The sequence below is a fragment of the Marinomonas rhodophyticola genome (genome assembly GCF_026113935.1).
Classification (GTDB): Bacteria; Pseudomonadota; Gammaproteobacteria; order Pseudomonadales; family Marinomonadaceae; genus Marinomonas; species Marinomonas rhodophyticola.
In genome coordinates this window covers 388,804-410,112 of record NZ_JAPEUL010000011.1, presented here as the reverse complement: position 1 = coordinate 410,112, position 21,309 = coordinate 388,804, and the positions used below count along the sequence as shown (strand labels likewise).

Here is a 21,309-nt window from a genome sequence, read left to right as displayed (position 1 = left end):
AAAGGCGATAGCCTATTGTCCCACAGCTCTACTAGGCGCGTCTCGACGCCGCATTCCATTGCAAAAACTATTAAATGAGACTAAGTATACACTAACTGAACATTTTGTTTACCGTATTGTTTCTGAAGTTGATGAATTAATTCGTCATCCGGCCGAACTTTCCAACCACTTCCTAAACGAATATCACCGCACGCTTGGGGCGTATCAAAGCCTATCACCACATCACAACCCTCGCCACGATATGACGCCATGGCGTTTGCCAAGGCTTGTATTTCGTTTGGCGTGACGGTTTCGGATGTCCACGTAATACGCAATGCTTCCACATACCGCACACGTGCCTGAGCAATATCAAGAATATTACGAGCAATCACTTTCTGACCGCCACGAAATTCATCTACGGTAATTTCCCCCTCAACAACCACCACTTCATCTTTAACGATTACGTTTTTAAAAGTGTCGTAATTATCAGGAAACACCGTTACTTCAATCCGAGCAGAACGGTCATCTAATGTAACAAAAGCGATGTTACCACCTTTTTTACTCTTGGTAATGCGCAAGTCTACAATCAAACCTGCCATAATCTGCGTATCACCACGCTTAGGCTGTAAATCCACAATTTTTGAACGAACAAAGCGACGAATCTCTTTTTCGTACTCATCTATCGGGTGGCCTGTCACGTACAAACCAAGTGTATCTTTCTCACCATCAAGACGCTGACGTGGCGTCCATTCATGCTGGATACCTATTTCTTTATAGGCATCCTGTGCATTGTCTTCTACCGCGACACCAAATAAATCCATCATGCCTGCATCTTGGTTTTTAGCATCTTGAACAGCTCGTTTCAGTGCCTCATCAATACAAGCAAATAACGTCGCTCGGTTCGGACCTATGGTGTCAAACGCTCCAGAACGAACCAAAGCTTCCATAACACGCTTATTTATTTTACGACCAACACGCTGGCAAAAATCAAAAATATGTTCAAATGGCCCTTCTTTCCGTGCTTCTACAATCGCTTCAATCGGCCCTTCACCCACACCTTTAATCGCGCCAAGCCCATAAACAATCGCACCTTTTGGATTCACGGTAAATTTAAAAACGGACTCATTCACATTAGGCAACTCTAACGCCAGCTTCATTGAGCGACATTCTTCAATGAAAATAACGATCTTATCCGTATTCTGCATATCAGCAGACAAAACTGCTGCCATAAAAGGTGCGGGATAATGATTTTTTAACCACGCGGTTTGATAAGAAACCAGAGCATAGGCAGCCGAATGCGATTTGTTAAAACCATAACCGGCAAATTTCTCCATCAAGTCAAAAATGTTACCTGACAAGTCTTTATCAATATTGTTTTTCAGCGCCCCTTCCATAAAGATTAAACGCTGCTCAGCCATAACCTCAGGTTTTTTCTTACCCATGGCACGACGCAGTAAGTCAGCGCCACCTAGAGAGAACTTAGCCAGCACCTGAGCAATCTGCATTACTTGCTCTTGATACAAGATAATGCCGTAAGTTGGTTCCAACACCGGAATCAAATCTTCATGTTGATAATCAGGGTGGGGGAAGGCAAGCTCTGCACGACCATGCTTACGATTGATAAAGTCGTCCACCATGCCTGATCCCCAATGGTCCAGGACGATACAAGGCCACCAAGGCGATAATATCTTCAAAGCGCGAGGGTAGAAGCTTCTTGATTAACTCTTTCATACCACGAGATTCCAGCTGGAAGACCGCGGTCGTCTCTGCGCGTTTTAGCAGCTCGTACGTTGACTGATCTTCCAAATCAATCAGCGCAATATCTAAGGGTGGTTTTCCTTCTAGGGCATTGATCGCATCAATGTTTTTTACCGCCCAATCCACAACGGTCAGTGTTTTTAATCCCAAAAAGTCAAACTTGACTAAACCGGCTTCCTCAACATCGTTTTTGTCGTATTGGGTAACCAGACCCGAGCCGTCTTCTTCACAGTAAAGGGGAGCAAAATCAATCAACTTAGTTGGTGCGATTACCACACCACCAGCGTGTTTACCAAAGTTACGCACCACCCCCTCTAAAGAAATCGCCATTTCCATCACTTCGGCGGCATCTTCATCACCAGCCAAAAACTCAGGTAACGCAGGCTCTTCTTCCAAGGCTTTTTTAAGCGTCATACCAATTTCAAACGGGATGAGCTTCGATAACTTATCCCCCAAACTATATGGCTTACCTTGCACCCTAGCAACATCTCGAACTACCGCTTTTGCCGCCATGGCACCAAAAGTAATAATCTGAGACACCGCATCTCGGCCATAAGTGCGAGAAACATAATCGATCACTCGATCCCGATTATCCATGCAGAAATCAATATCAAAGTCGGGCATAGATACCCGTTCTGGATTTAAAAAACGCTCGAATAGTAAATCGTATTCCAGTGGATCAAGATCGGTAATTTTAAGCGCATAAGCCACCAAAGAACCGGCACCAGAACCACGACCAGGGCCAACCGGTATACCGTTATCTTTCGCCCACTGAATAAAGTCCATTACAATCAAGAAATATCCGGGAAATCCCATCTGATTGATAATGGTCAACTCAAAATCCAAACGATCCCAATATTCTTGACGACGCTTTTCGATGCGCTCGCCATATTTTTTGGTTAGAAAATTGAAACGCTCTACCAGACCGTCGTAGGATAGTTTGCTAAAAAACGCCTCCATCGTCATGCCTTCTGGCACAGGATAATCTGGTAAAAAATACTCACCCAATAGAACATCGACACTGCAACGCTTGGCAATTTCTACTGTATTTTCTAGCGCCTCAGGAATATCTTGAAAAAGCTCTGCCATTTCTTCTGGCGTTTTAAAGTATTGCTCTTCTGAATAACGACGCTTGCGCCGAGGATCATCTAAGGTCACACCATCGTGAATACATACACGCGCTTCATGTGCTTCAAAGTTTTCTCGTTTCAAGAAACGTACATCATTTGTTGCCACGACGGGACAGTCAAGCTCACTCGCCAAAGGGACAACAGCATGTATATAACTCTCTTCTCCTGAGCGACTGGTTCGTTGTAATTCAATATAAAATCGATCAGGAAATACCGACATCCAATGAGCCATTCGGCTTCTGGCCTGCTCATTACGGCCTTTCTGTAATAAATAACCGATATCGCCAAACCCTGCACCAGACAGAGCAATCACATCTTCACTATGGGCCTCTATCCATTCTCGCTGTATAACCGGACGCCCCTCCACTTGCCCTAGCTGATAGCCTTTCGAAATAATGGCAATAATATTTTTATAGCCTTTATTAGACATCGCCAATAAAGTAAAACGATATCTCGACTCTACCTCATCGTCTTCAGCAACCATAACATCAGCACCACAGATGGGCTTAATGCCTTTTTCCATCGCACCTTTGTAAAAACGCACAAAACCACAAAGATTATTTTCATCCGTAATGGCAACCGCTGGCATGGACATAAATTCAGTCGTACCAAGTAAGCCTTTGATTTTTACTAAGCCGTCGACTAAAGAAAATTCCGTGTGGACTCGTAAATGTATAAATGATGTGGACAAAATATTATCCCTCTAAAATCTTTTTAACTGGGCCAAAGCTACGTCTATGAATGGGCGTAATACCATGTAGACGAATCGCTTCAAGATGCTGTGCAGTTGGGTAGCCCTTGTGCTTTTCAAAGCCATACTGCGGATAAATTTCTGCAGCTTTAACAATATCTCTATCTCGAGTGACTTTTGCTAAAATAGATGCTGCCGAAATCGCAGCATGCCGAGCATCCCCCTTAACAACGGCTTCTGCCGAACAAGGTAAATTGAGAGGAATACGATTACCGTCGATAAGAACATGTTCCGGCACAATAGAGAGTAAAGCAACCGCACGAGACATAGCTAGCATACTGGCGTGAAGAATATTGATAGCATCAATTTCTTCTATAGAAGCGCTGGCAATACCGTAAGCTAACGCTTTTTCTTGTATTTCAATAAACAAAGCATCACGTTTTTTTTCACTGAGCTTTTTAGAGTCTGCTAACCCTTTAATAGGACGTAATGGATCAAGAATCACGGCGGCCGCCACTACCTCGCCAGCTAACGGCCCTCGCCCAGCTTCATCAGCCCCAGCCAACAAATCGCCAAAATATACCTGACTAACAAAAGGCTCCATTATTTTGTCTCTTTATTAAGCATAGACACAATCGCCTGAGCAGCCTGGTACTTCGCATTTTTACGTAACATTTTATGCAAATCCAAATACTTAGCTTGGATCGCTTTATCTCCTATAAAAGACCGCCAAGTCTGCAATAAACGTGCGGCTAAATTATCAGGTGTCGCAGCATCTTGTAACAACTCTGGCACTAACGCCTCGTTGGCCAACAAATTTGGCAAAGACACATAAGGTACTTTCACCATCCTTTTCATAATAGCGTAGGTCAGTGCATTAACACGGTATGAGACAACCATAGGTCGTTTTACAAGCATCGCTTCTAATGCGGCCGTACCCGAAGCCAACAAAATAGCATCAGCGGCCATCATCACGGTACGTGACTGACCGTCAATCAAAATGGCTTCTGCATTCGCCTCTTGCAACATCGCCTCAATCTGTAATCGCCTTTCAGCGTTTGCAGCTGGTATTAAAAAAGTGGCCTCTGACTCTTTGTGTTTAATTAACTTCATCGCCTCTATAAAAAGCGGAGCCAGACGAGCCACTTCACCTTCTCTGGAGCCAGTAAAATAGCAAACACCGGACCTTGAATTCCTTCCAACCCTAACGCCTTGCGAGCAGTAACAGCATCGTTTTCAAAAGGAATATCGTCGGCCAACGTATGACCAACACAAACCACAGGGATATCATGTTGATGATAAATCGGTAGTTCAAAGGGGAACAAAGCCAACATAAGATCAACGGATTTTTTAATATTAAAAATACGCTTCTGACGCCATGCCCATACAGAAGGGCTAACATAATGCACAGTTGGTATACCCGCCTGTTTCAATTTACGGGCTAACGGCATATTAAAATCAGGAGAATCAATACCAATGAAAGCCGTTGGCGGGTTCTGTAAACAGGAAACATACAACCGCTTGCGAATACCAAGCAACTCCCGTAGACGACCCAAAACTTCGACTAACCCCATGACCGAAAGGCGATCCATAGGCACCAAGCTTTTCAACCCCTGAGCCTCCATTAGCGGCCCGCCAATTCCTTCAAATACGGCATCAGGTTGCAACGCTTTTAAATGGGCAATAAGGTTAGCACCCAAAATATCACCAGATGCTTCACCAGCAACCAATACATAACGTGTCACAGACGTCATTTGCATCTATCCAACCTCTATAATAAAAAACCCCGAAACAGTCCGGGGTTTTCTTTTTAAAATATGACGTCTATCGGACGATCCCACGTTTTGACTGCCGGATTGACAAAGTGAAGTCCGCTACTTCAGGAATGCCAAACACGCCTTCTTTTTCTAATTCTTGTAAGGCTGCCTCTAACGTTAAACCTTTAAGGTACACTGTCTTATAAGCCGTTCGTAATGCTCGAATGATCTCAGCAGGCACACCTCGACGACGCATACCCTCAAAGTTCATACCATGTGCTTTCGCGGGACTACCAGAAACCATAACATACCGAGGTACATCCTTAGCCACCATAGATCCCATGCCACACATACTGAAAGAGTTAACCTGACAAAACTGATGAACTCCCGTATAACCGCCAAGAATGACATGGTCACCGACTCGAACATGACCCGCTAATGCTGCAAAATTAGCCATAATATTATGGTCTCCCACAATACAGTCATGCCCAACATGCGTACTCGCCATAAACAGGTTATGATTACCAATTACGGTGACGCCATTATCCTGAATAGTACCCCGATGGATCGTCGCATTTTCACGGATAACATTATTGTCACCAATTATAAGCTGTGTGGGTTCACCCTTATACTTTTTGTCTTGGTTCGCTTCTCCAACAGAGGCAAACTGGTAAATTTCATTATTACGCCCAATTGTTGTGTGACCATTAATAACAACATGAGATTTAATAATACTACCAGCCCCAATTTTTACGTTCGGCCCGATCACGCAAAAAGGGCCAATCTCCACACTGGGATCAATCTCTGCTTTCGAATCGATTAAAGTAGTTGGATGTATCGCCACTATATTTTCCTGTCTGCACACAAAATAGTCGCAGAGCAAGCCAGCTGTCCTTCAACCGTTGCTCTACATTCAAACTTCCAAATACCACGCTTCTCAGCAACGATTTTTGCCTCTAATTGCAAACGATCCCCAGGCACTACAGGGCGTTTAAAGCGCGTATTATCGGCACCAACAAAATAATAAATAGAGCCATCTTCCGGCTTCTTATCCATTGTTTTGAACCCTAATATGCCCGCCGCCTGAGCCATGGCTTCGATAATCAGCACACCCGGCATAACTGGGTGATTAGGAAAATGACCATTAAAAAGGACTCATTTATCGTTACATTTTTATAGGCGATAATGGAATCGTTCAGATTTATCTCAACAACACGATCTACTAGTAAAAATGGGTACCTATGAGGTAAATACTGACGAATTTCATTTACGTCCATCATTAAACATCAACCTTTATCTGAAAGCTTTTTAATTTGTTGTTCCAAGTTTGAAATTTGCTTCGCCATACTATCAATTCTTCTAAACCTTGCGGCCGAGCGACGCCACTTAGCGGTTGGCTCCATCCCCATACCAGAAGAATATGAACCAGCCTCTAAAATAGACTTAGTCACCATAGTCATAGCGGTAATATGTACGTGATCCACTATAGTGATATGACCAGCAAGACCCACACCACCGGATATAGTGCAAAACGCACCTATTTTTGCACTACCTGCAATGCCAACACACCCCGCAACCGCTGTATTATCACCAATTATAACGTTATGAGCAATTTGAACTTGATTATCTATGATAACCCCGTCACCAATTAACGTATTTTCGATAGCACCACGATCAATGGTGGTATTAGCACCTATTTCAACATGATTACCTATAACCACAGATCCCAATTGATCAATTTTTTCCCAACGCCCCTGATCCGGAGCAAAGCCAAAGCCATCAGCACCAATCACAGTTCCACTATGAATAATGCAAGACTCACCAATCACGACATCATGATAAAGCGTAACATTGGGGTACAGTCGAGTATTTTGACCTACTCTAACGCCTCGCCCAATAACACAGCCTGCACCAACAATGCAGCCATCAGCAATAATTGTGCCATCATCAATAACGGCATTAGGACCTATTGTTACATCCTGACCTAATAACGCATTAGATGACACAACGGCACTTGAGTGGATCCCAGTCCAACACTGTGTGGCGGGAACGAATAAATGTGACAATTGAGCAAACGCCAAATAAGGGTTTGGAACAATAATGGCGTTATCCACTAGTTGAGCAAGCTCTTCTGTTTTAACAAGTACAGCACCAGCCGAAGTCGTCGATAGATGATTCTGGTATTTAGGATTCGCTAAAAAACTCAACTCTTGTTCAGTGGCTTTTTCGAGCGTACCTAACTTTTCTATGATGAGATTTTCATCTCCTTTTACTATACCGTGAACATTGGCTGCCAACTGCCCTAGCGTATAACTCATAGATTAATTGTCCTTATTAATACGTTTTACTAGTTCGTCAGTAATATCTGCATCCGCGTTGGCATATAAACTTAGTTGTCTGTTTAACACTAAGTCCAGTTTTCGTTCTTCAATCAATGATTTTAAAGCTGCTTCGCCTTTTGGTGTCAACGACTGTATCAACTGCTGTTCAAGCTCTTTCGCTTGACGCTGCATGTTAGCCGCCAAAGCTCGTACCTGATTTTGACGCTCTCCAAGCTGTTGACGACGTTTTTTGAACTCTTCTTCAGATAAAGTCAATTCATCACGCTTTAAGTTTTGTGCAGACGCTTCAAGATCCTCTTGCTCTTTTTTCAAACGAGCATCCATAGCGGCCACTTTTTGCTTAGGTTCTTTGGCCGCTTCCTGACCAATATTACTTTGCAAAAGAGCCGCCCTAAAGTCTACGACAGCAACCTCTGTTGCCTGAGCCGTGGCTGTCAAACACAGAACAAAAATGACCATTAATATATTTTTCATCTTACATCCTACTAAAAAAAGCTATCTAAACTAAAATGTGGTACCTAGCTGAAACTGGAAGAAGTCTGTTTTGTCGCCATCTTTTGAATTTAAAGGTTTTGCAAAATTGAATGACAGTGGCGCGATCGGTGTAATCCAAGTCCAACTAAAACCAACACTGTAGCGAATTTCGTCCAAATCAACACCTTCATTACACTCGGTATTACTAGCCAAACAGGTATCAGTGAATACGTTACCACCGTCTAGAAAAAACGCTGTTCTAACTGATTTATGATCTTCAACCATGGGTAAAGGAAAGATCAATTCCGCCGTTCCAGTCATCAGAATATTACCACCTAACGCAGAACTGCTGTTTGTCGAATCTGCATCGTATGAGTTCTTTGGACCCAATGAAGATGCACCATAACCACGTACCGAATAAGAGCCACCAGCGAAGTAGTTTTCAAAGAATGGTAAAGTATCCGTGTCACCATATCCAGAACCATAACCTAAACGACCTTTTAAGCGGAACAGCCACAAATTCGAATCGGTCATACTCCAATAACGCTGAGAGGTCAAACCAAGCTTAGTATATTCTTGGTCACCTACTGGCAAAGCCACCTCTAAGGTTGCTCTGGTTGAATAACCATCTGTTGGCAACACACCACCAACCAAGTCACTATCACTCCAAGTCAAACTAGCAATAACATCGTCATAGTTATCACCGTGGGTTTCAACATAGTCTTTTGTTTCATTAGAAGGGTCATAGCCCAACTTCACTGTACTTTCTTTTACTGTCAAACCAAAAGCCAAGCGTTGGGTATCCGATATTGGGTAACCATAACTAACGCCAGCACCGATCGAATCAAGATCATAATCCTCAACATCATCATCGGCATGATCACTGGTTTTATAAAATATTTCAAAACCACGACTCACGCCATCCACTGTAAAATAGGGATTGTCATAACTAATCGAGTAATCTTGCGTCTGATTTGTTCGCGACGCATTAAAAGATAACTTATTACCTGTCCCTAAAAAGTTACGCTTAGAAATACCAAAACCCAGCACGGTACCATCTTCTTGAGAATAACCAATGCTTGCTTGAATACTGCCAGATGCTTGCTCTTGAACGACAACATCAAGATCCACCTGATCTGACGTGCCCGCCACAGGTCGAGTTCTTAAATCAACACTGCCAAAGAAGCCCAATCGTTCAATACGACGCTTAGAGGATTGAATTTTAGAATGCGTTGCCAAAGCCCCTTCAAACTGAGTCATCTCACGACGCAATACCTCATCTTGAGTCTCGCTATTACCACTAAATGTAATACGACGTACGTAAACCTTTGGACCTGGCGCGATTTGATAACTGAGATTCACCGTATGATTATCAAGCTTCTCTGGAATAACATTGACGTTTGTGAACAAATAGCCATCATCACCTAATTCCGTCGAAATCCCTTCAATAATCTTTGTCACTTCACTACGAGAAAAAACGTCGCCGCTTTTCTGCGTGATTTGTTTCCATATGCGATCTTCTGCAATCGGCAGACTACCGCTTAAAGAAACGTTATTAATGTTATAAGGTTGACCTTCCTCGACGTTAATCACGATATAAACATCACGTTTATCGGCCGACAAGCTCACCTGACTAGACACCACATTAAAATCCAAATAGCCTTTGTCTAAATAAAAGCTCTTTAGGGTATTAATATCACCTTCTATTTTGGCTTTGGCATATTCGTCTGCCGAGCTAAAAGGATTCCAAGAACCTGTCTCTCTTGATTCAAAGTCTTTGGTTAAGGTTTCTTCGTCAAAATCCTTGTTACCGACAATGTTAATATGAACGATTTTTGCCGTATCACCTTCATCAATGTTAATAACAATACCTGTACGATTACGAGGCATTTCCTCAACAGAAATATCCACCTTAGCGCTATAGCGACCAAGTGCATAATATTGACGCTGGAGTCTCTTGAACAATCTGGTTCAACGTTTCTGGCTTGTATATTTCACCAATCTCCAAGCCTGATAACTTCAGACCTCGCTCCAAATCTTCTGTTTTAATGAGACTCATTCCCTTCAATCGTCAAGTTACCTATGGAGGGACGCTCTTCAACATCAAACACTAATACATTGTTGTCTTCATACACATCAATGTCGCTAAAGTAGCCTGTGTTAAAAAGAGCGCTAATCGCTTGATAGACCTTGCCCGAATCATAAGACTCACTTTTATCAAAGCCGATTACATCAAACGCTCTAGCAGATGGCATTTGAACTAGGCCATCAATTCGAACATCCTCTACGGTTTTTGCAACACTCTGCACGCTTATTAAAGCCAAAAATACTACTGAAACGACTTTCACATATACCTCTCTACAAGCGGGCAATATCATTAAAAATGGCAACAGCCATTAAAGCAAATAAAAGAGAAGCACCAACCCGATAAGCCATAGCCTGAATTTTTTCAGAAACTGGCTTCCGGCGTATAGCTTCAATGCCGAAAAATACTAAATGCCCACCATCCAACATGGGAATAGGCAACAAATTAAGCACACCCAAACTGACACTGAGGTAAGCCATGAATTTCAAAAAAGACTGCAAACCTGAATCTGCAGATGCACTCGCCACCTTGGCGATCGTTATCGGCCCAGATAAATTATCAACCGATATCAAACCCTGTAGCATCTTACCGACTGAAGAAACTGTCAAAGATACCATCTTAGACGTTTGTTCAACACCATAAGAAATTGCCTCAAACGGACCATAATGGCGCTCTCTGACAACACTCTCATCTAATTGAGGCGGAACAACAGCGAGTCCAGCATACCCTATCAGTTTACCATTTTGCTCCGTAGATTTGGGCAATAATAATAATTTAACAACGTCTTGCCCTCGCTGAACCTCAACATCTAGTGCTTTATTAGGACTGGCTTGCACCAATGCAACGACCTGCTGCCAATTTGATATAGACTGGTCGTTCACACTAAGAATTCTGTCATTAGCCTGAAAACCAGCACTCGCTGCAGCCCCATCCTCTACAACCTGTGCAATGATAGGTAACACATCAGGTCGCCATGGCACGACCCCAAACGCCTGGATTAAGTTGTTAGGCTCCTCTCCTACCAGCCAACGATCTAATCGAATCGCCTCCTCTTGCTGATAATCTCGACCATCTACCTGATAACGAACGATAATGGTTCCTGTTTTTCCGATCAAGCCTGCTAGCACTAAATTTACATCTTCCCAAGAGACAACAGCTTGATCCGCAATAGAAATCAGCTCATCCCCTGCTTGAATCTGGGTCTGCGCCAATGGCGAATTAGCCGCAACATGACCGACTTTAGGCGCAAGTGACTGAATACCAAGTAAAGCAACTAACGCGTAAATAATGACCGCCAAAATGAAATTGGCAATAGGCCCTGCCGCAACGATAGCAATGCGCTGCCAAACTGTTTTTGTGTTAAACGCCTGACTGCGTAAGGATGCAGGCACATCACCCTCACGCTCATCTAGCATACGAACATAACCACCCAATGGAATCATTGCTAGCGTGTATTCAGTCCCTGTCTTCCCCACATAACGATAAATGGGTTTTCCAAAACCAACCGAAAAACGCAGCACTTTCACACCGCAACGACGCGCAACAAAAAAATGACCAAACTCATGAAAAGTAATTAAAAGACCTAAAGCAACAACAATAGAAAGGATATTTAGTATCATAAAAAACGACCGCGATTGATCACATCAAGAGCTAGGCGGCGTGCATAAAGATCCGCCTCGAATACATCGTCAAGGGTATTAACCGCTACGATATTAGCACCAGCCAGTACCTGCTCATTAATACGAGCAATATCTAAAAAGCGAATCTGACGATTTAAGAAAGCCGCTACAGCAACCTCATTAGCCGCATTCAAGACGGCCATAGCCGTACCACCTGCAAACCAAGCATCAGCCGCTAATTGCAGGTTCGGAAAACGCATTAAATCAGGTGCATCAAAGTTCAAGCGAGATATATCCACAAGATTTAATGGTGCCACGCTAGTATCAATCCGATCAGGCCAACTCATACCATAAGCAATAGGTATCTTCATATCAGGGTTGCCCATCTGCGCTAGCACAGAGCCATCAACATAAGAAACCATTGAGTGAATAATGCTTTCCGGATGAACCACAACATCTATCTCATTTGGCGTCACATCAAATAACCAACACGCTTCGATTAACTCCAACCCTTTATTCATCAAAGTCGCTGAATCAATCGATATTTTTTGCCCCATAGACCAATTAGGGTGTTTGCAAGCTTGCTCGGGGGTCACCGAAGCCATGTCTTCTAAAGACCAAGCTCTAAAAGGACCACCTGAAGCAGTTAGGATAATTTTAGCAACATCCTTCTTGTGAGCGCCAATAGAGCTCTGGGGCAAGCTTTGAAAAATAGCATTATGCTCACTATCAATGGGCAGCAATACTACATTATGCCTTGCAACTTCATCCATAAACAATTTGCCTGCTGTCACCAGAGACTCCTTGTTTGCCAGAAGTATGCGCTTACCCGCACGTATACCGGCTAGTGTTGGCTTTAGCCCGGCAAACCCCATGATAGCCGCCATCACCTGATCAACATCGGGATCAGCAGCAATAGAGTCCAGTGCCTCTTCGCCCCACTCAAATGACGTTGGCAAACCTTGACACTTTAGAGCCAGCTGGTCACGAGCCTGCCTAGACCCCACCACCACTCGCTTAGGTTTAAAGCGGCGACATATCTCCGCCATTTTATCAACGCTTTCATTGGCCGATGCGCTAACCAAGGAAAATTTATCTGGGTGCAGCGCTATGATATCTAACGTGCTTTGACCAATGGAACCTGTCGCGCCTAATAAGCAAATACCTTGCATCAAAGCCATCCAGTCAAACTTAATAATAATACATAAATAGGTGCCGCCGCCGTCAAACTATCGACACGATCCATAACACCACCGTGCCCAGGTATAAGGTGACTTGAATCTTTTAATTGCTCATGACGCTTGAATAGACTCTCTGTTAAATCGCCTAAGACAGAGACGGAAGAAGTCAGTAAAGCAATAAACGACAATACACACCACTGTACAAACGTAAAATCACTCAATAAGGCAAACACAGTCACACCGATTTGCGTCAGCACCAAACCGCCTGCCACACCTTCCCATGACTTACCAGGACTCACAAAGCGAGCCAGCTTTCTTTTACCAAAAGCTCGCCCAACAAAATAGGCGCCTGAATCAGCTCCCCATATTAGCCCCATCAACAGCAGCACCCACACTAAAAAATTGTCAGACTGCCTTAACATAACCAATGCTGACCAAGTCGTTACTAGCACCAACATACCAAACAATAAGCGACTAAAGGTATGCTGCCAGAAAAGAAGCACTGGATATTTCATTACCCAATACAAGGCAACCCCCCATAAAATTGAGACTCAAATACAGTGACATTTCATGAATATTTAAGTTCAAAATAGACAAGCAAAGAACGCCGATAAAGACCGCAAACGCAATACGCCCCACCTGATTACGAACACCAGATAGACGCGCCCATTCCCAACCTGCTAAAACAACCACTCCAGCCATAGCAAAAATAAAATGCGCAGCGTTGAGAACAAAAACGGCATAAACAAACAACACTGCCATCACGATGGCACTTAAAATTCGAGGGAGTAACATGGTTATCGACCACCATAACGACGTTGACGATTTTGATAAATTTGAATTGCTTCATCAAAATGTTGTTGTTCAAAATCCGGCCATAACACCGGAAGAAAGACAAATTCAGAGTAGGCGGTCTGCCAAAGTAGAAAATTACTAATGCGCTCTTCCCCTGATGTTCGAATCAACAAATCTGGCGGTGGCAAATCGGCTAACTGCATATGCTCACCCAATACCGCCTCATTAATATCTTCTGGAGAAAGCTCACCTAACGCAACACGTTCAGCTATCGACCTTGCAGCCTGAGCAATATCCCAACGACCACCGTAGTTCGCAGCAATAACCAGCGTCATTTGAGTGTTGCTTGCTGTTGCTTCTTCAACATTCTTAATTTGATTCTGCAAACCGTGACTAAAGCCAGAAAGATCACCAATCACTCTAAGTCTTATTTTGTGCTCGTTTAAACGTTTTAGCTCTTTTTCAAAGACCGCATAAAAAGCGTCATCAACCCATCCACTTCTAGCTTTGGACGCTTCCAATTTTCACTGGAAAAAGCAAACAACGTTAACACTTTAACGCCGTCTCTAGCGGCAGCCTCAACTACACGCCTGACAGCTGAAGCACCTGCTGTATGACCCGCAATACTCGGAAGATGTTTTTTTGGCCCAGCGATTGTTGCCATCCATGATAATAGCAACATGCGCAGGCACGACAACTGAATCAACGTCAGCGCCATCTAATTCAGACATAGCGTCACCCTAGTCGATAAAAAAAGCGAGCCGAAGCCCGCCTCCTTTATTATATTTCCATCAAGTCTTTTTCTTTCGCAGCAAGACGCTCTTCTACTAAAGCCACATACTTATCTGTTATTTTTTGAACTTGATCTTGAGCACGACGCTCTTCGTCTTCCGAGATTTCTTTTTCTTTCACTAAGTCTTTCAAACTTCCGTTTGCATCACGACGAATATTACGAATCGCAATACGACCATTTTCCGCTTCATTCTTCGCCTGTTTGAAATAATTTTTACGAGTCTCTTCCGTCAAGGCTGGCATAGGGATGCGGATAAGACCACCGCTAGTGGAAGGATTCAACCCCAAATCGGATTTAAAAATCGCTTTTTCGATCTCTGGCACAAGATTGCTTTCCCAAGGAGAAATCCCCAGAGTACGCGCGTCCTCGACTGTAATGTTTGCCACTTGGTTAAGAGGCGTTTCTGTACCATAGTAGTTCACTTTAACTGGATCTAATATACTTGGGTGTGCACGACCTGTACGGATTTTTTTAAACGCAGATTCAACAGAAGAAACCGCTTTATTCATTCGATCTTCTGCATCTTTAAGAATTTCGTTAATCATAACTTCCTCACTTAATCAGTGTACCTTCATTGCCACCAACCATGATATTTATCAAGGCTCCCGGCTTATTCATATTAAAAACACGTATCGGCATAGCGTGATCACGAGTCAAACAGATAGCAGTTAAGTCCATGACACCCAACTGTTTTTCAAGTACCTCATCGTAACCCAATGTATCATATTTCACCGCGGAAGGGTCTTTCATCGGATCCGCAGAATAGACACCATCCACTTTTGTTGCCTTCAGTACGACATCAGCATCAATCTCAATGCCGCGCAAACAAGCAGCAGAGTCTGTCGTAAAGAAAGGATTACCTGTCCCAGCCGAGAAAATAAGCACATCACCTTCTTTCATTAAACGCATAGCACGACGTCTATCATAAGGCTCGACAATACCTGTCATGGTGATGGCCGACATCACTCGAGTTGCGATATTGGCACGTTCCAGTGCATCACGCATCGCCAATGCATTCATTACCGTTGCCAACATCCCCATGTGATCGCCCGTCACACGATCCATACCCGCTTGACTCAGCGCTTGACCACGAAACAAGTTACCACCACCAATAACAATACCGACCTCAACACCAATACCGCGCAACTGACCGATTTCAAGCGCTATGCGATTCAATACCTTAGGGTCAATACCGAAGGACTCATCACCCATTAAGGCTTCGCCGCTTAGCTTAAGCAAAATTCGTTTGTATTTTGGACTCTTTTCTTTTGACATATCAACCTCCGGCAATGGTTTTCTTTCTTAACTCACTGAGGTCAATCCTATCACCGACACTCATCAAACCTAGCTCTCATAAAAAGGGGCAGTCAAGCTGCCCCTTTTTTTGCAAGACATTACAACTCAGAATTAACCTCTAAGCTGTGCTGCTACTTCTGCGGCAAAATCCACCTCAGCCACTTCAATACCTTCACCCACTTCTAGGCGAATGAAAGAAGTCACTGTTGCACCAGCGTCTTTCACTAATTGACCCACTTTTACGTCTGGGTTCTTAACGAAAGGTTGCTCAGTTAAGCTGTTTTCAGCCAAGAATTTCTTCATACGACCAACAATCATTTTATCAACGATCTCAGCTGGCTTACCAGCCATGTCTGGCTGCGCACGAACAATTTCTTCTTCTTTTGCAAGAACTTCAGCAGGCATATCTTCACCGCGAACTACGCGAGGAGAAACAGCAGCAATGTGCATAGAAACATCTTTAGCTAGCTCGTCAGAACCACCTTCCAATTGAGTCAATACAGCAATCTGGCCGTTACCGTGTAGATAACCACCTACCAAACCACCTTCAACAACGACTGCGCGACGCGGAGAGATGTTTTCACCGATTTTTTGAACCAATGCTTCACGTGCTTGGCCGATTTCACCCGCCAACAACACTTCCATATCGGTTTGTTTTGTTGTGAAAACAACGTCAGCTACCTTGTTGGCAAAAGCAATAAAGCCTTCGTCACGAGAAGCAAAGTCTGTTTCAGAGTTTACTTCAACCAAGATACCGTAAGAAGCATCATCAGCAACGCGCATGATGATGGTACCTTCAGCTGCTGTACGGCCCGCTTTCTTAGCTGCCTTCATGCCACTTGATTTACGTAGCTCTTCAATTGCCACTTCAATGTCAGCGTCAGCAGCGACAAGTGCTTTTTTACACTCCATCATGCCAAGGCCAGTACGTTCACGTAGCTCTTTTACTAATGCTGCAGATACTGCGGCCATGTTAAATCCTCTTTATAACAATTCAAATTTAAAAAAGGAGGTAAGAAACCTCCCTTTAGAAACCAGAACAAACTAAACAGTTTGCTTACGCTTCAGTCGCTTCGTTTACTTCAACGAATTCATCAGCAGTACCAGCAGTCGCATTACGACCTTCTAGAACCGCATCAGCAAAAGCACCAACGTATAACTGAACAGCACGGATAGCGTCGTCGTTAGCAGGAATAATGTAATCAACACCATCTGGATCACTGTTTGTATCAACGATACCGATAACAGGAATGCCTAATTTATTTGCTTCTTTGATCGCAATACGCTCGTGATCAACGTCAACGACAAACAATACATCTGGAAGACCGCCCATATCCTTGATACCACCCATAGAAAGCTCTAGTTTTTCAAGCTCACGAGTACGCATCAAAGCTTCTTTTTTAGTCAGCTTATCGAATGTACCATCAGACATTTGTGTTTCAAGCTCACGTAGACGCTTGATAGACGCACGAATGGTTTTGTAGTTAGTCAACATACCACCTAACCAACGGTGGTTAACGTATGGCATACCAGAGCGAGCAGCTTGCTCTTTGATCGTTTTAGATGCAGCACGCTTAGTACCAACAAACAATACCTTGTTTTTGTTCTCAGCCATTTTTTTAACAAGCTCAAGAGCGTTGTTAAGAGCCGGAACTGTGTGCTCAAGGTTAATGATGTGAATCTTGTTACGAGCACCGAAAATGAAAGGCTTCATTTTTGGGTTCCAGTAACGAGTTTGGTGACCGAAGTGTGAACCAACCAATAATAGGTCGCGCATAGAAACTGTAGGCATTTTACTATCCTTTAAATTTGGGTTATATGTGCTTACCAGCTAAAAGCGTCAATCGAATAAGGTTTAAAGCAACCTAAGACACCCAAGACACTTTTATTTAATTGCGGCAAGATCGTTGATTTTAAAAAAACGCTTGTTTTAGGTACAATCCTAACAAGCGGGCGTTTTATACCATATTCAACGACAAACCAAAAGACTTGAACGTGTTTTTACACATCATTTGAAGCGCGTTTTTTTCCATGAGAGAGGCGATTCTGGCGCTCAAGTCATGTAGAATGTCTCGCAACTTACTCTCAATGAGACCTTCGCACGGCGTCGCGAGCAAAGTCAAGACGAGGCAAGAACAGACAAAAGGCGGATAACTACATGGATGTAGTTATTAGGGCGACGCAGGAAGCCAAAGCCGAGCTTATGGGTTATAAATGAGCATTTTGAGTCTGTTTTTAACAAAGTATTGACGAGCACAGTAGTCGTGCAAAGGTCTCAATATAGACATAAACCTATCTAAGACACCTACATTATGAGCAATGAAATACTACAGAAAGTTGAAGCATTAACCCAAAATGGCCGCATTGAAGTGCCAAGCTGGACGCCTCGTCCTGCTGCAACGCGCTTCACCGACATCAGCGATATTGAAGGCATGCGTACCGCTGGCAAACTGGCTGCAGATGTTTTAGTCATGCTCGAAGAATTTATTGTGCCAGGCGTGACAACCGAACAAATTGATATCATTGCCCACAACTACATCGTTGAAGTACAAGGCGCTATTCCAGCTCCCCTCAACTATCATGGTTTTCCAAAATCATGCTGTACTTCAGTCAACGACGTTATTTGTCACGGCATCCCAAACGACAAGCCACTCAAAAAAGGCGATGTGGTTAACGTCGACATCACCATTATCAAAGATGGTTATTACGGCGATACCAGCAAAATGTTTTTTGCCGGCCCAGCCCTCCCCCATGCAGAGCGTCTTGCCCAAGTAACTCAAGAATGTCTTTACCTTGCCATTGATATGGTAAAACCCGGTGTACGCCTTGGTGATATCGGCGCAGCGATTTCCGCCCACGCACACAAACACCATTATTCAGTGGTCGAGGAATATTGTGGGCATGGCGTTGGCACAACGTTTCATGGCGAACCGCAAGTAGCACATTACGGTAAAGCAGGAACAGGGGTGATGTTAGAAGAAGGCATGACATTGACCATAGAACCCATGATTAATGCAGGTAAAAAACAGGTGAAACATACTGGCCTGGATAACTGGATCGCTAAAACCAAAGACGGTCGATTATCAGCACAATACGAGCACACCTTACTGGTTACCGCAACTGGTGTTGAAGTTCTTACTCGTCGACCTGAAGAAACGCGCTTCGCTTAAATGAAGCGCGATACCTTTTGGGTTTACCGCTATGTAGCACCCCAACAAATCAAACAGTACTAACATAATTATTTATTCTTCGAGGCTTTTGTATGGACTTCCCTGCTTTTCCAGACGCTCCGCCACTTCTTACTCAGGAAGAAAAACAGGAGCTAGCCCAACCAAGCTGCTCAGTTTCGCGCTATCGAGCCATTATTGAAGAAAAAACACACCTTTATAACGATTTTTTTCATTCTCTTCATCCGATAGAAAAACTCGTAAAGGGATTATCGTCTTTTTACGATGAAATTATGTTAGCTGCATGGACTGCCAAAGGCTTACACCTAGAAAGCAATGTCAGCCTTGTTGCTGTCGGAGGATATGGGCGGAGTGAGCTACACCCCAAATCCGATATCGATTTACTTATCTTAATCGATAACGAAGCACTGGCGCCTAAAGACAAAATAGAAGCCTTTATCACTTTCTTATGGGATATCAATTTAGATGTTGGCCACAGCGTTCGTACCATTGACGAATGCACCGAGATGGCGGCAAAAGACATCACCATTATCACCAATCTAATTGAGTCACGCACACTCACTGGCCCAGTCGATCTATTAGCCACACTGAAACTGCATATTGATATATCACAAATGTGGGACGGTCACTCGTTTTATCAAGCCAAGCTTGCTGAGCAAAAGCAACGTCATGCTAAGTATCAAAACACGGCCTACAATCTAGAACCCAATTTAAAAGAATGCCCTGGCGGGCTCAGAGACATGCAAGTGATCGATTGGGTTGCCAAGCGCCATCTACATACACACCGACTTAGCGCCTTAATTGAAAAGCACTTTTTATCTGAAGACGAATACATACAACTAAAAGGCGCCGTCAGCCATTTATGGCGGATCCGCTGGGCTTTACACATGGTGGCTGGCCGCAAAGAGGATCGCTTACTTTTCGACCACCAAAGAACTCTGGCTAAGCTATTTGGCTTTGACGATGACGACCTAAAGCGCAATGTAGAACGCTTCATGCAAGGCTACTATCAAAGCGTGGCTGCCATTCAACAGCTTAACGATCTACTATTGCAGCACTTTGAAGAGTCATTTTTAACAAAGGACGCCATCAATAGCATCGAGGTGATCAACGACCACTTTCAAACGGTTAACGGGCAATTAGAAGCTCGTTCTACCACGCTGTTTCAAGATAACCCTTCAAGTATGCTGGAAATATATGTTTTATTGAGGCTCCCATGAGAATATCAAGGGTATTCGCGCCAATACGATGAGACAACTGCGGGATAACCTTGATCTAGTTGACGACGAATTTAGAAACAACAAAAAAAACACCGATCTCTTTCTAGACATCATATCCAGTCGATATAGGCTCACCAGTATTTTAAGATCCATGAAACATCTTGGACTACTTGGACGTTATTTACCTGAATTTGGTGCAATAATAGGCCAAATGCAGCACGATCTCTTCCATATTTACACAGTTGATGCCCATACACTTCAACTGGTTGAAAACCTACGTCGTCTCTGGCTGCCAGAATTTAAACAAAAATTCCCAATTTCAGCACAAGCCATTCGCCATGTTGCAAAAGTCGAACTGCTCTATATAGCAGGTCTATATCACGACATAGCAAAAGGTCGCGGTGGTGATCATTCAGAACTCGGCTGTGTCGATGCCCAAGCGTTTTGTGAACGCCATGGACTCTCTAAACGAGACACTGAACTTGTTGTTTGGTTAGTCAGAAACCATCTATTCATGTCGGTTACCGCACAACGCAAAGACATTTCAGACCCTGAAGTGATCTGGGAATTTGCCAGCTACGTAAAGGATCAAGAGCATCTAGATTATCTTTTTATCCTGACTGTTGCCGATATAAACGCAACAAATCCGACCATGTGGAACAGCTGGCGAGCTTCATTGATGCGCCAACTCTATTTAGAAACGAAACGCGCTCTTCGTCGTGGATTGGATTTCCCGATTGATGCAGACATGATTAGTGATGAACATAAACAACGCGCCTTAGAAATCATTATTGAACGCAACGTTGACATCATGGAAGCGGAAGCCATCTGGGAAACCATCGAAGAGGAATACTTCATCCGTTCAAATGGTGATGAAATTGCCTGGAACACTGAAGCCATACTGCGTCATCGCCCAAGCGATAAACCGCTAATTGCTATCACCCCCTTGGTGGACGTAATTTTTCTGGTGCCAGTAAAATTTTTATTTACACCTTAATTA

At 43.5% G+C, this 21,309-nt stretch carries 17 protein-coding genes and 5 pseudogenes; 4 read left to right on the top strand and 18 right to left on the bottom strand.

Annotation, left to right across the window (positions count from 1 at the left end):
* Positions 1-80 precede the first annotated feature (80 nt).
* From dnaE to rpsB, 18 genes and pseudogenes are all read right to left on the bottom strand, one after another.
* Positions 81-3,558: pseudogene (gene dnaE, locus ONZ52_RS21620) on the bottom strand (DNA polymerase III subunit alpha).
* Between the two features lie 4 nt (positions 3,559-3,562).
* Positions 3,563-4,162 carry a ribonuclease HII gene (gene rnhB / locus ONZ52_RS21615; protein WP_265220698.1) on the bottom strand — a complete coding sequence of 200 codons (600 nt, stop codon included), beginning with the start codon at positions 4,160-4,162 and terminating at the stop codon, positions 3,563-3,565.
* Positions 4,162-5,312 (bottom strand): annotated as a pseudogene (gene lpxB / locus ONZ52_RS21610) (lipid-A-disaccharide synthase). Before lpxB ends, rnhB begins: the two are co-directional and overlap by 1 nt.
* Before the next feature lie 70 nt (positions 5,313-5,382).
* Entirely contained in the window at positions 5,383-6,159 is a 777-nt protein-coding gene (lpxA, locus tag ONZ52_RS21605; protein ID WP_265220697.1) for an acyl-ACP--UDP-N-acetylglucosamine O-acyltransferase, read from the bottom strand.
* Positions 6,159-6,595, bottom strand: a pseudogene (gene fabZ / locus ONZ52_RS21600) (3-hydroxyacyl-ACP dehydratase FabZ). The gene lpxA and the pseudogene fabZ overlap by 1 nt, the downstream one beginning before the upstream one ends.
* Before the next feature lie 6 nt (positions 6,596-6,601).
* Positions 6,602-7,633, bottom strand: a complete 1,032-nt coding sequence (gene lpxD / locus ONZ52_RS21595; RefSeq protein WP_265220696.1) for a UDP-3-O-(3-hydroxymyristoyl)glucosamine N-acyltransferase — start codon at positions 7,631-7,633, stop codon at positions 6,602-6,604.
* A gap of 3 nt (positions 7,634-7,636) precedes the next feature.
* Positions 7,637-8,131 carry an OmpH/Skp family outer membrane protein gene (locus ONZ52_RS21590; protein ID WP_265220695.1) on the bottom strand — a complete coding sequence of 165 codons (495 nt, stop codon included), beginning with the start codon at positions 8,129-8,131 and terminating at the stop codon, positions 7,637-7,639.
* A gap of 30 nt (positions 8,132-8,161) precedes the next feature.
* Entirely contained in the window at positions 8,162-10,096 is a 1,935-nt protein-coding gene (gene bamA / locus ONZ52_RS21585) for an outer membrane protein assembly factor BamA (RefSeq protein ID WP_265220694.1), read from the bottom strand.
* Between the two features lie 80 nt (positions 10,097-10,176).
* Positions 10,177-10,479: a POTRA domain-containing protein gene (locus tag ONZ52_RS21580; RefSeq protein WP_265220693.1), complete on the bottom strand. Its 303-nt coding sequence runs from the start codon at positions 10,477-10,479 to the stop codon at positions 10,177-10,179.
* A gap of 10 nt (positions 10,480-10,489) precedes the next feature.
* A complete protein-coding gene (gene rseP / locus ONZ52_RS21575; protein WP_265220692.1) occupies positions 10,490-11,836 on the bottom strand; it encodes an RIP metalloprotease RseP in 1,347 nt (448 codons plus the stop codon).
* Positions 11,833-13,008, bottom strand: a complete 1,176-nt coding sequence (gene ispC, locus ONZ52_RS21570) for a 1-deoxy-D-xylulose-5-phosphate reductoisomerase (protein ID WP_265220691.1) — start codon at positions 13,006-13,008, stop codon at positions 11,833-11,835. The genes rseP and ispC overlap by 4 nt, the downstream gene beginning before the upstream one ends.
* Positions 13,008-13,544: a phosphatidate cytidylyltransferase gene (locus tag ONZ52_RS21565; protein WP_265220690.1), complete on the bottom strand. Its 537-nt coding sequence runs from the start codon at positions 13,542-13,544 to the stop codon at positions 13,008-13,010. Before ONZ52_RS21565 ends, ispC begins: the two co-directional genes overlap by 1 nt.
* Positions 13,492-13,812: a phosphatidate cytidylyltransferase gene (locus ONZ52_RS21560; protein ID WP_265220689.1), complete on the bottom strand. Its 321-nt coding sequence runs from the start codon at positions 13,810-13,812 to the stop codon at positions 13,492-13,494. Before ONZ52_RS21560 ends, ONZ52_RS21565 begins: the two co-directional genes overlap by 53 nt.
* Before the next feature lie 2 nt (positions 13,813-13,814).
* Positions 13,815-14,543: pseudogene (gene uppS / locus ONZ52_RS21555) on the bottom strand (polyprenyl diphosphate synthase).
* A 49-nt stretch (positions 14,544-14,592) separates the two neighbouring features.
* Positions 14,593-15,150, bottom strand: a complete 558-nt coding sequence (gene frr / locus ONZ52_RS21550) for a ribosome recycling factor (protein ID WP_111608020.1) — start codon at positions 15,148-15,150, stop codon at positions 14,593-14,595.
* Between the two features lie 7 nt (positions 15,151-15,157).
* Positions 15,158-15,880, bottom strand: coding sequence for a UMP kinase (gene pyrH / locus ONZ52_RS21545; protein ID WP_265220688.1), 723 nt, complete (start codon positions 15,878-15,880; stop codon positions 15,158-15,160).
* A 132-nt stretch (positions 15,881-16,012) separates the two neighbouring features.
* Positions 16,013-16,873 (bottom strand): translation elongation factor Ts, encoded by an 861-nt coding sequence (gene tsf / locus ONZ52_RS21540; protein ID WP_111608021.1) that lies wholly within the window; start codon positions 16,871-16,873, stop codon positions 16,013-16,015.
* Positions 16,874-16,958: 85 nt separating this feature from the next.
* Positions 16,959-17,693 (bottom strand): 30S ribosomal protein S2, encoded by a 735-nt coding sequence (rpsB, locus tag ONZ52_RS21535; protein WP_265220687.1) that lies wholly within the window; start codon positions 17,691-17,693, stop codon positions 16,959-16,961.
* Between the two features lie 520 nt (positions 17,694-18,213).
* On the opposite strand from rpsB, the gene map reads away from it, so the two are divergent.
* The 4 genes and pseudogenes from map to ONZ52_RS21520 all read left to right on the top strand — a co-directional run bounded on the left by map (position 18,214) and on the right by ONZ52_RS21520 (position 21,306).
* The gene (map, locus tag ONZ52_RS21530) at positions 18,214-19,071 is read left to right on the top strand and encodes a type I methionyl aminopeptidase (RefSeq protein WP_265220686.1); all 858 of its coding nucleotides are present in this window, start codon (positions 18,214-18,216) and stop codon (positions 19,069-19,071) included.
* 92 nt (positions 19,072-19,163) lie between these two features.
* Positions 19,164-20,309, top strand: a complete 1,146-nt coding sequence (locus tag ONZ52_RS21525) for a [protein-PII] uridylyltransferase family protein (protein WP_265220685.1) — start codon at positions 19,164-19,166, stop codon at positions 20,307-20,309.
* Between the two features lie 28 nt (positions 20,310-20,337).
* Positions 20,338-20,430, top strand: a pseudogene (locus ONZ52_RS25630) (hypothetical protein); the annotation flags it as partial.
* Positions 20,431-20,460: 30 nt separating this feature from the next.
* Positions 20,461-21,306: an HD domain-containing protein gene (locus ONZ52_RS21520; RefSeq protein WP_265220684.1), complete on the top strand. Its 846-nt coding sequence runs from the start codon at positions 20,461-20,463 to the stop codon at positions 21,304-21,306.
* The last annotated feature ends 3 nt before the right edge of the window (positions 21,307-21,309 follow it).

Coding starts and splice junctions, on each gene's coding strand:
- rnhB (WP_265220698.1), bottom strand. CDS start 4,162: ATGGAGCCTTTTGTTAGTCAGGTATATTTTGGCGATTTGTTGGCTGGG.
- lpxD (WP_265220696.1), bottom strand. CDS start 7,633: ATGAGTTATACGCTAGGGCAGTTGGCAGCCAATGTTCACGGTATAGTA.
- ONZ52_RS21590 (WP_265220695.1), bottom strand. CDS start 8,131: ATGAAAAATATATTAATGGTCATTTTTGTTCTGTGTTTGACAGCCACG.
- rseP (WP_265220692.1), bottom strand. CDS start 11,836: ATGATACTAAATATCCTTTCTATTGTTGTTGCTTTAGGTCTTTTAATT.
- ispC (WP_265220691.1), bottom strand. CDS start 13,008: ATGCAAGGTATTTGCTTATTAGGCGCGACAGGTTCCATTGGTCAAAGC.
- ONZ52_RS21560 (WP_265220689.1), bottom strand. CDS start 13,812: ATGTTACTCCCTCGAATTTTAAGTGCCATCGTGATGGCAGTGTTGTTT.
- frr (WP_111608020.1), bottom strand. CDS start 15,150: ATGATTAACGAAATTCTTAAAGATGCAGAAGATCGAATGAATAAAGCG.
- pyrH (WP_265220688.1), bottom strand. CDS start 15,880: ATGTCAAAAGAAAAGAGTCCAAAATACAAACGAATTTTGCTTAAGCTA.
- tsf (WP_111608021.1), bottom strand. CDS start 16,873: ATGGCCGCAGTATCTGCAGCATTAGTAAAAGAGCTACGTGAACGTACT.
- rpsB (WP_265220687.1), bottom strand. CDS start 17,693: ATGCCTACAGTTTCTATGCGCGACCTATTATTGGTTGGTTCACACTTC.
- map (WP_265220686.1), top strand. CDS start 18,214: ATGAGCAATGAAATACTACAGAAAGTTGAAGCATTAACCCAAAATGGC.
- ONZ52_RS21525 (WP_265220685.1), top strand. CDS start 19,164: ATGGACTTCCCTGCTTTTCCAGACGCTCCGCCACTTCTTACTCAGGAA.
- ONZ52_RS21520 (WP_265220684.1), top strand. CDS start 20,461: ATGAAACATCTTGGACTACTTGGACGTTATTTACCTGAATTTGGTGCA.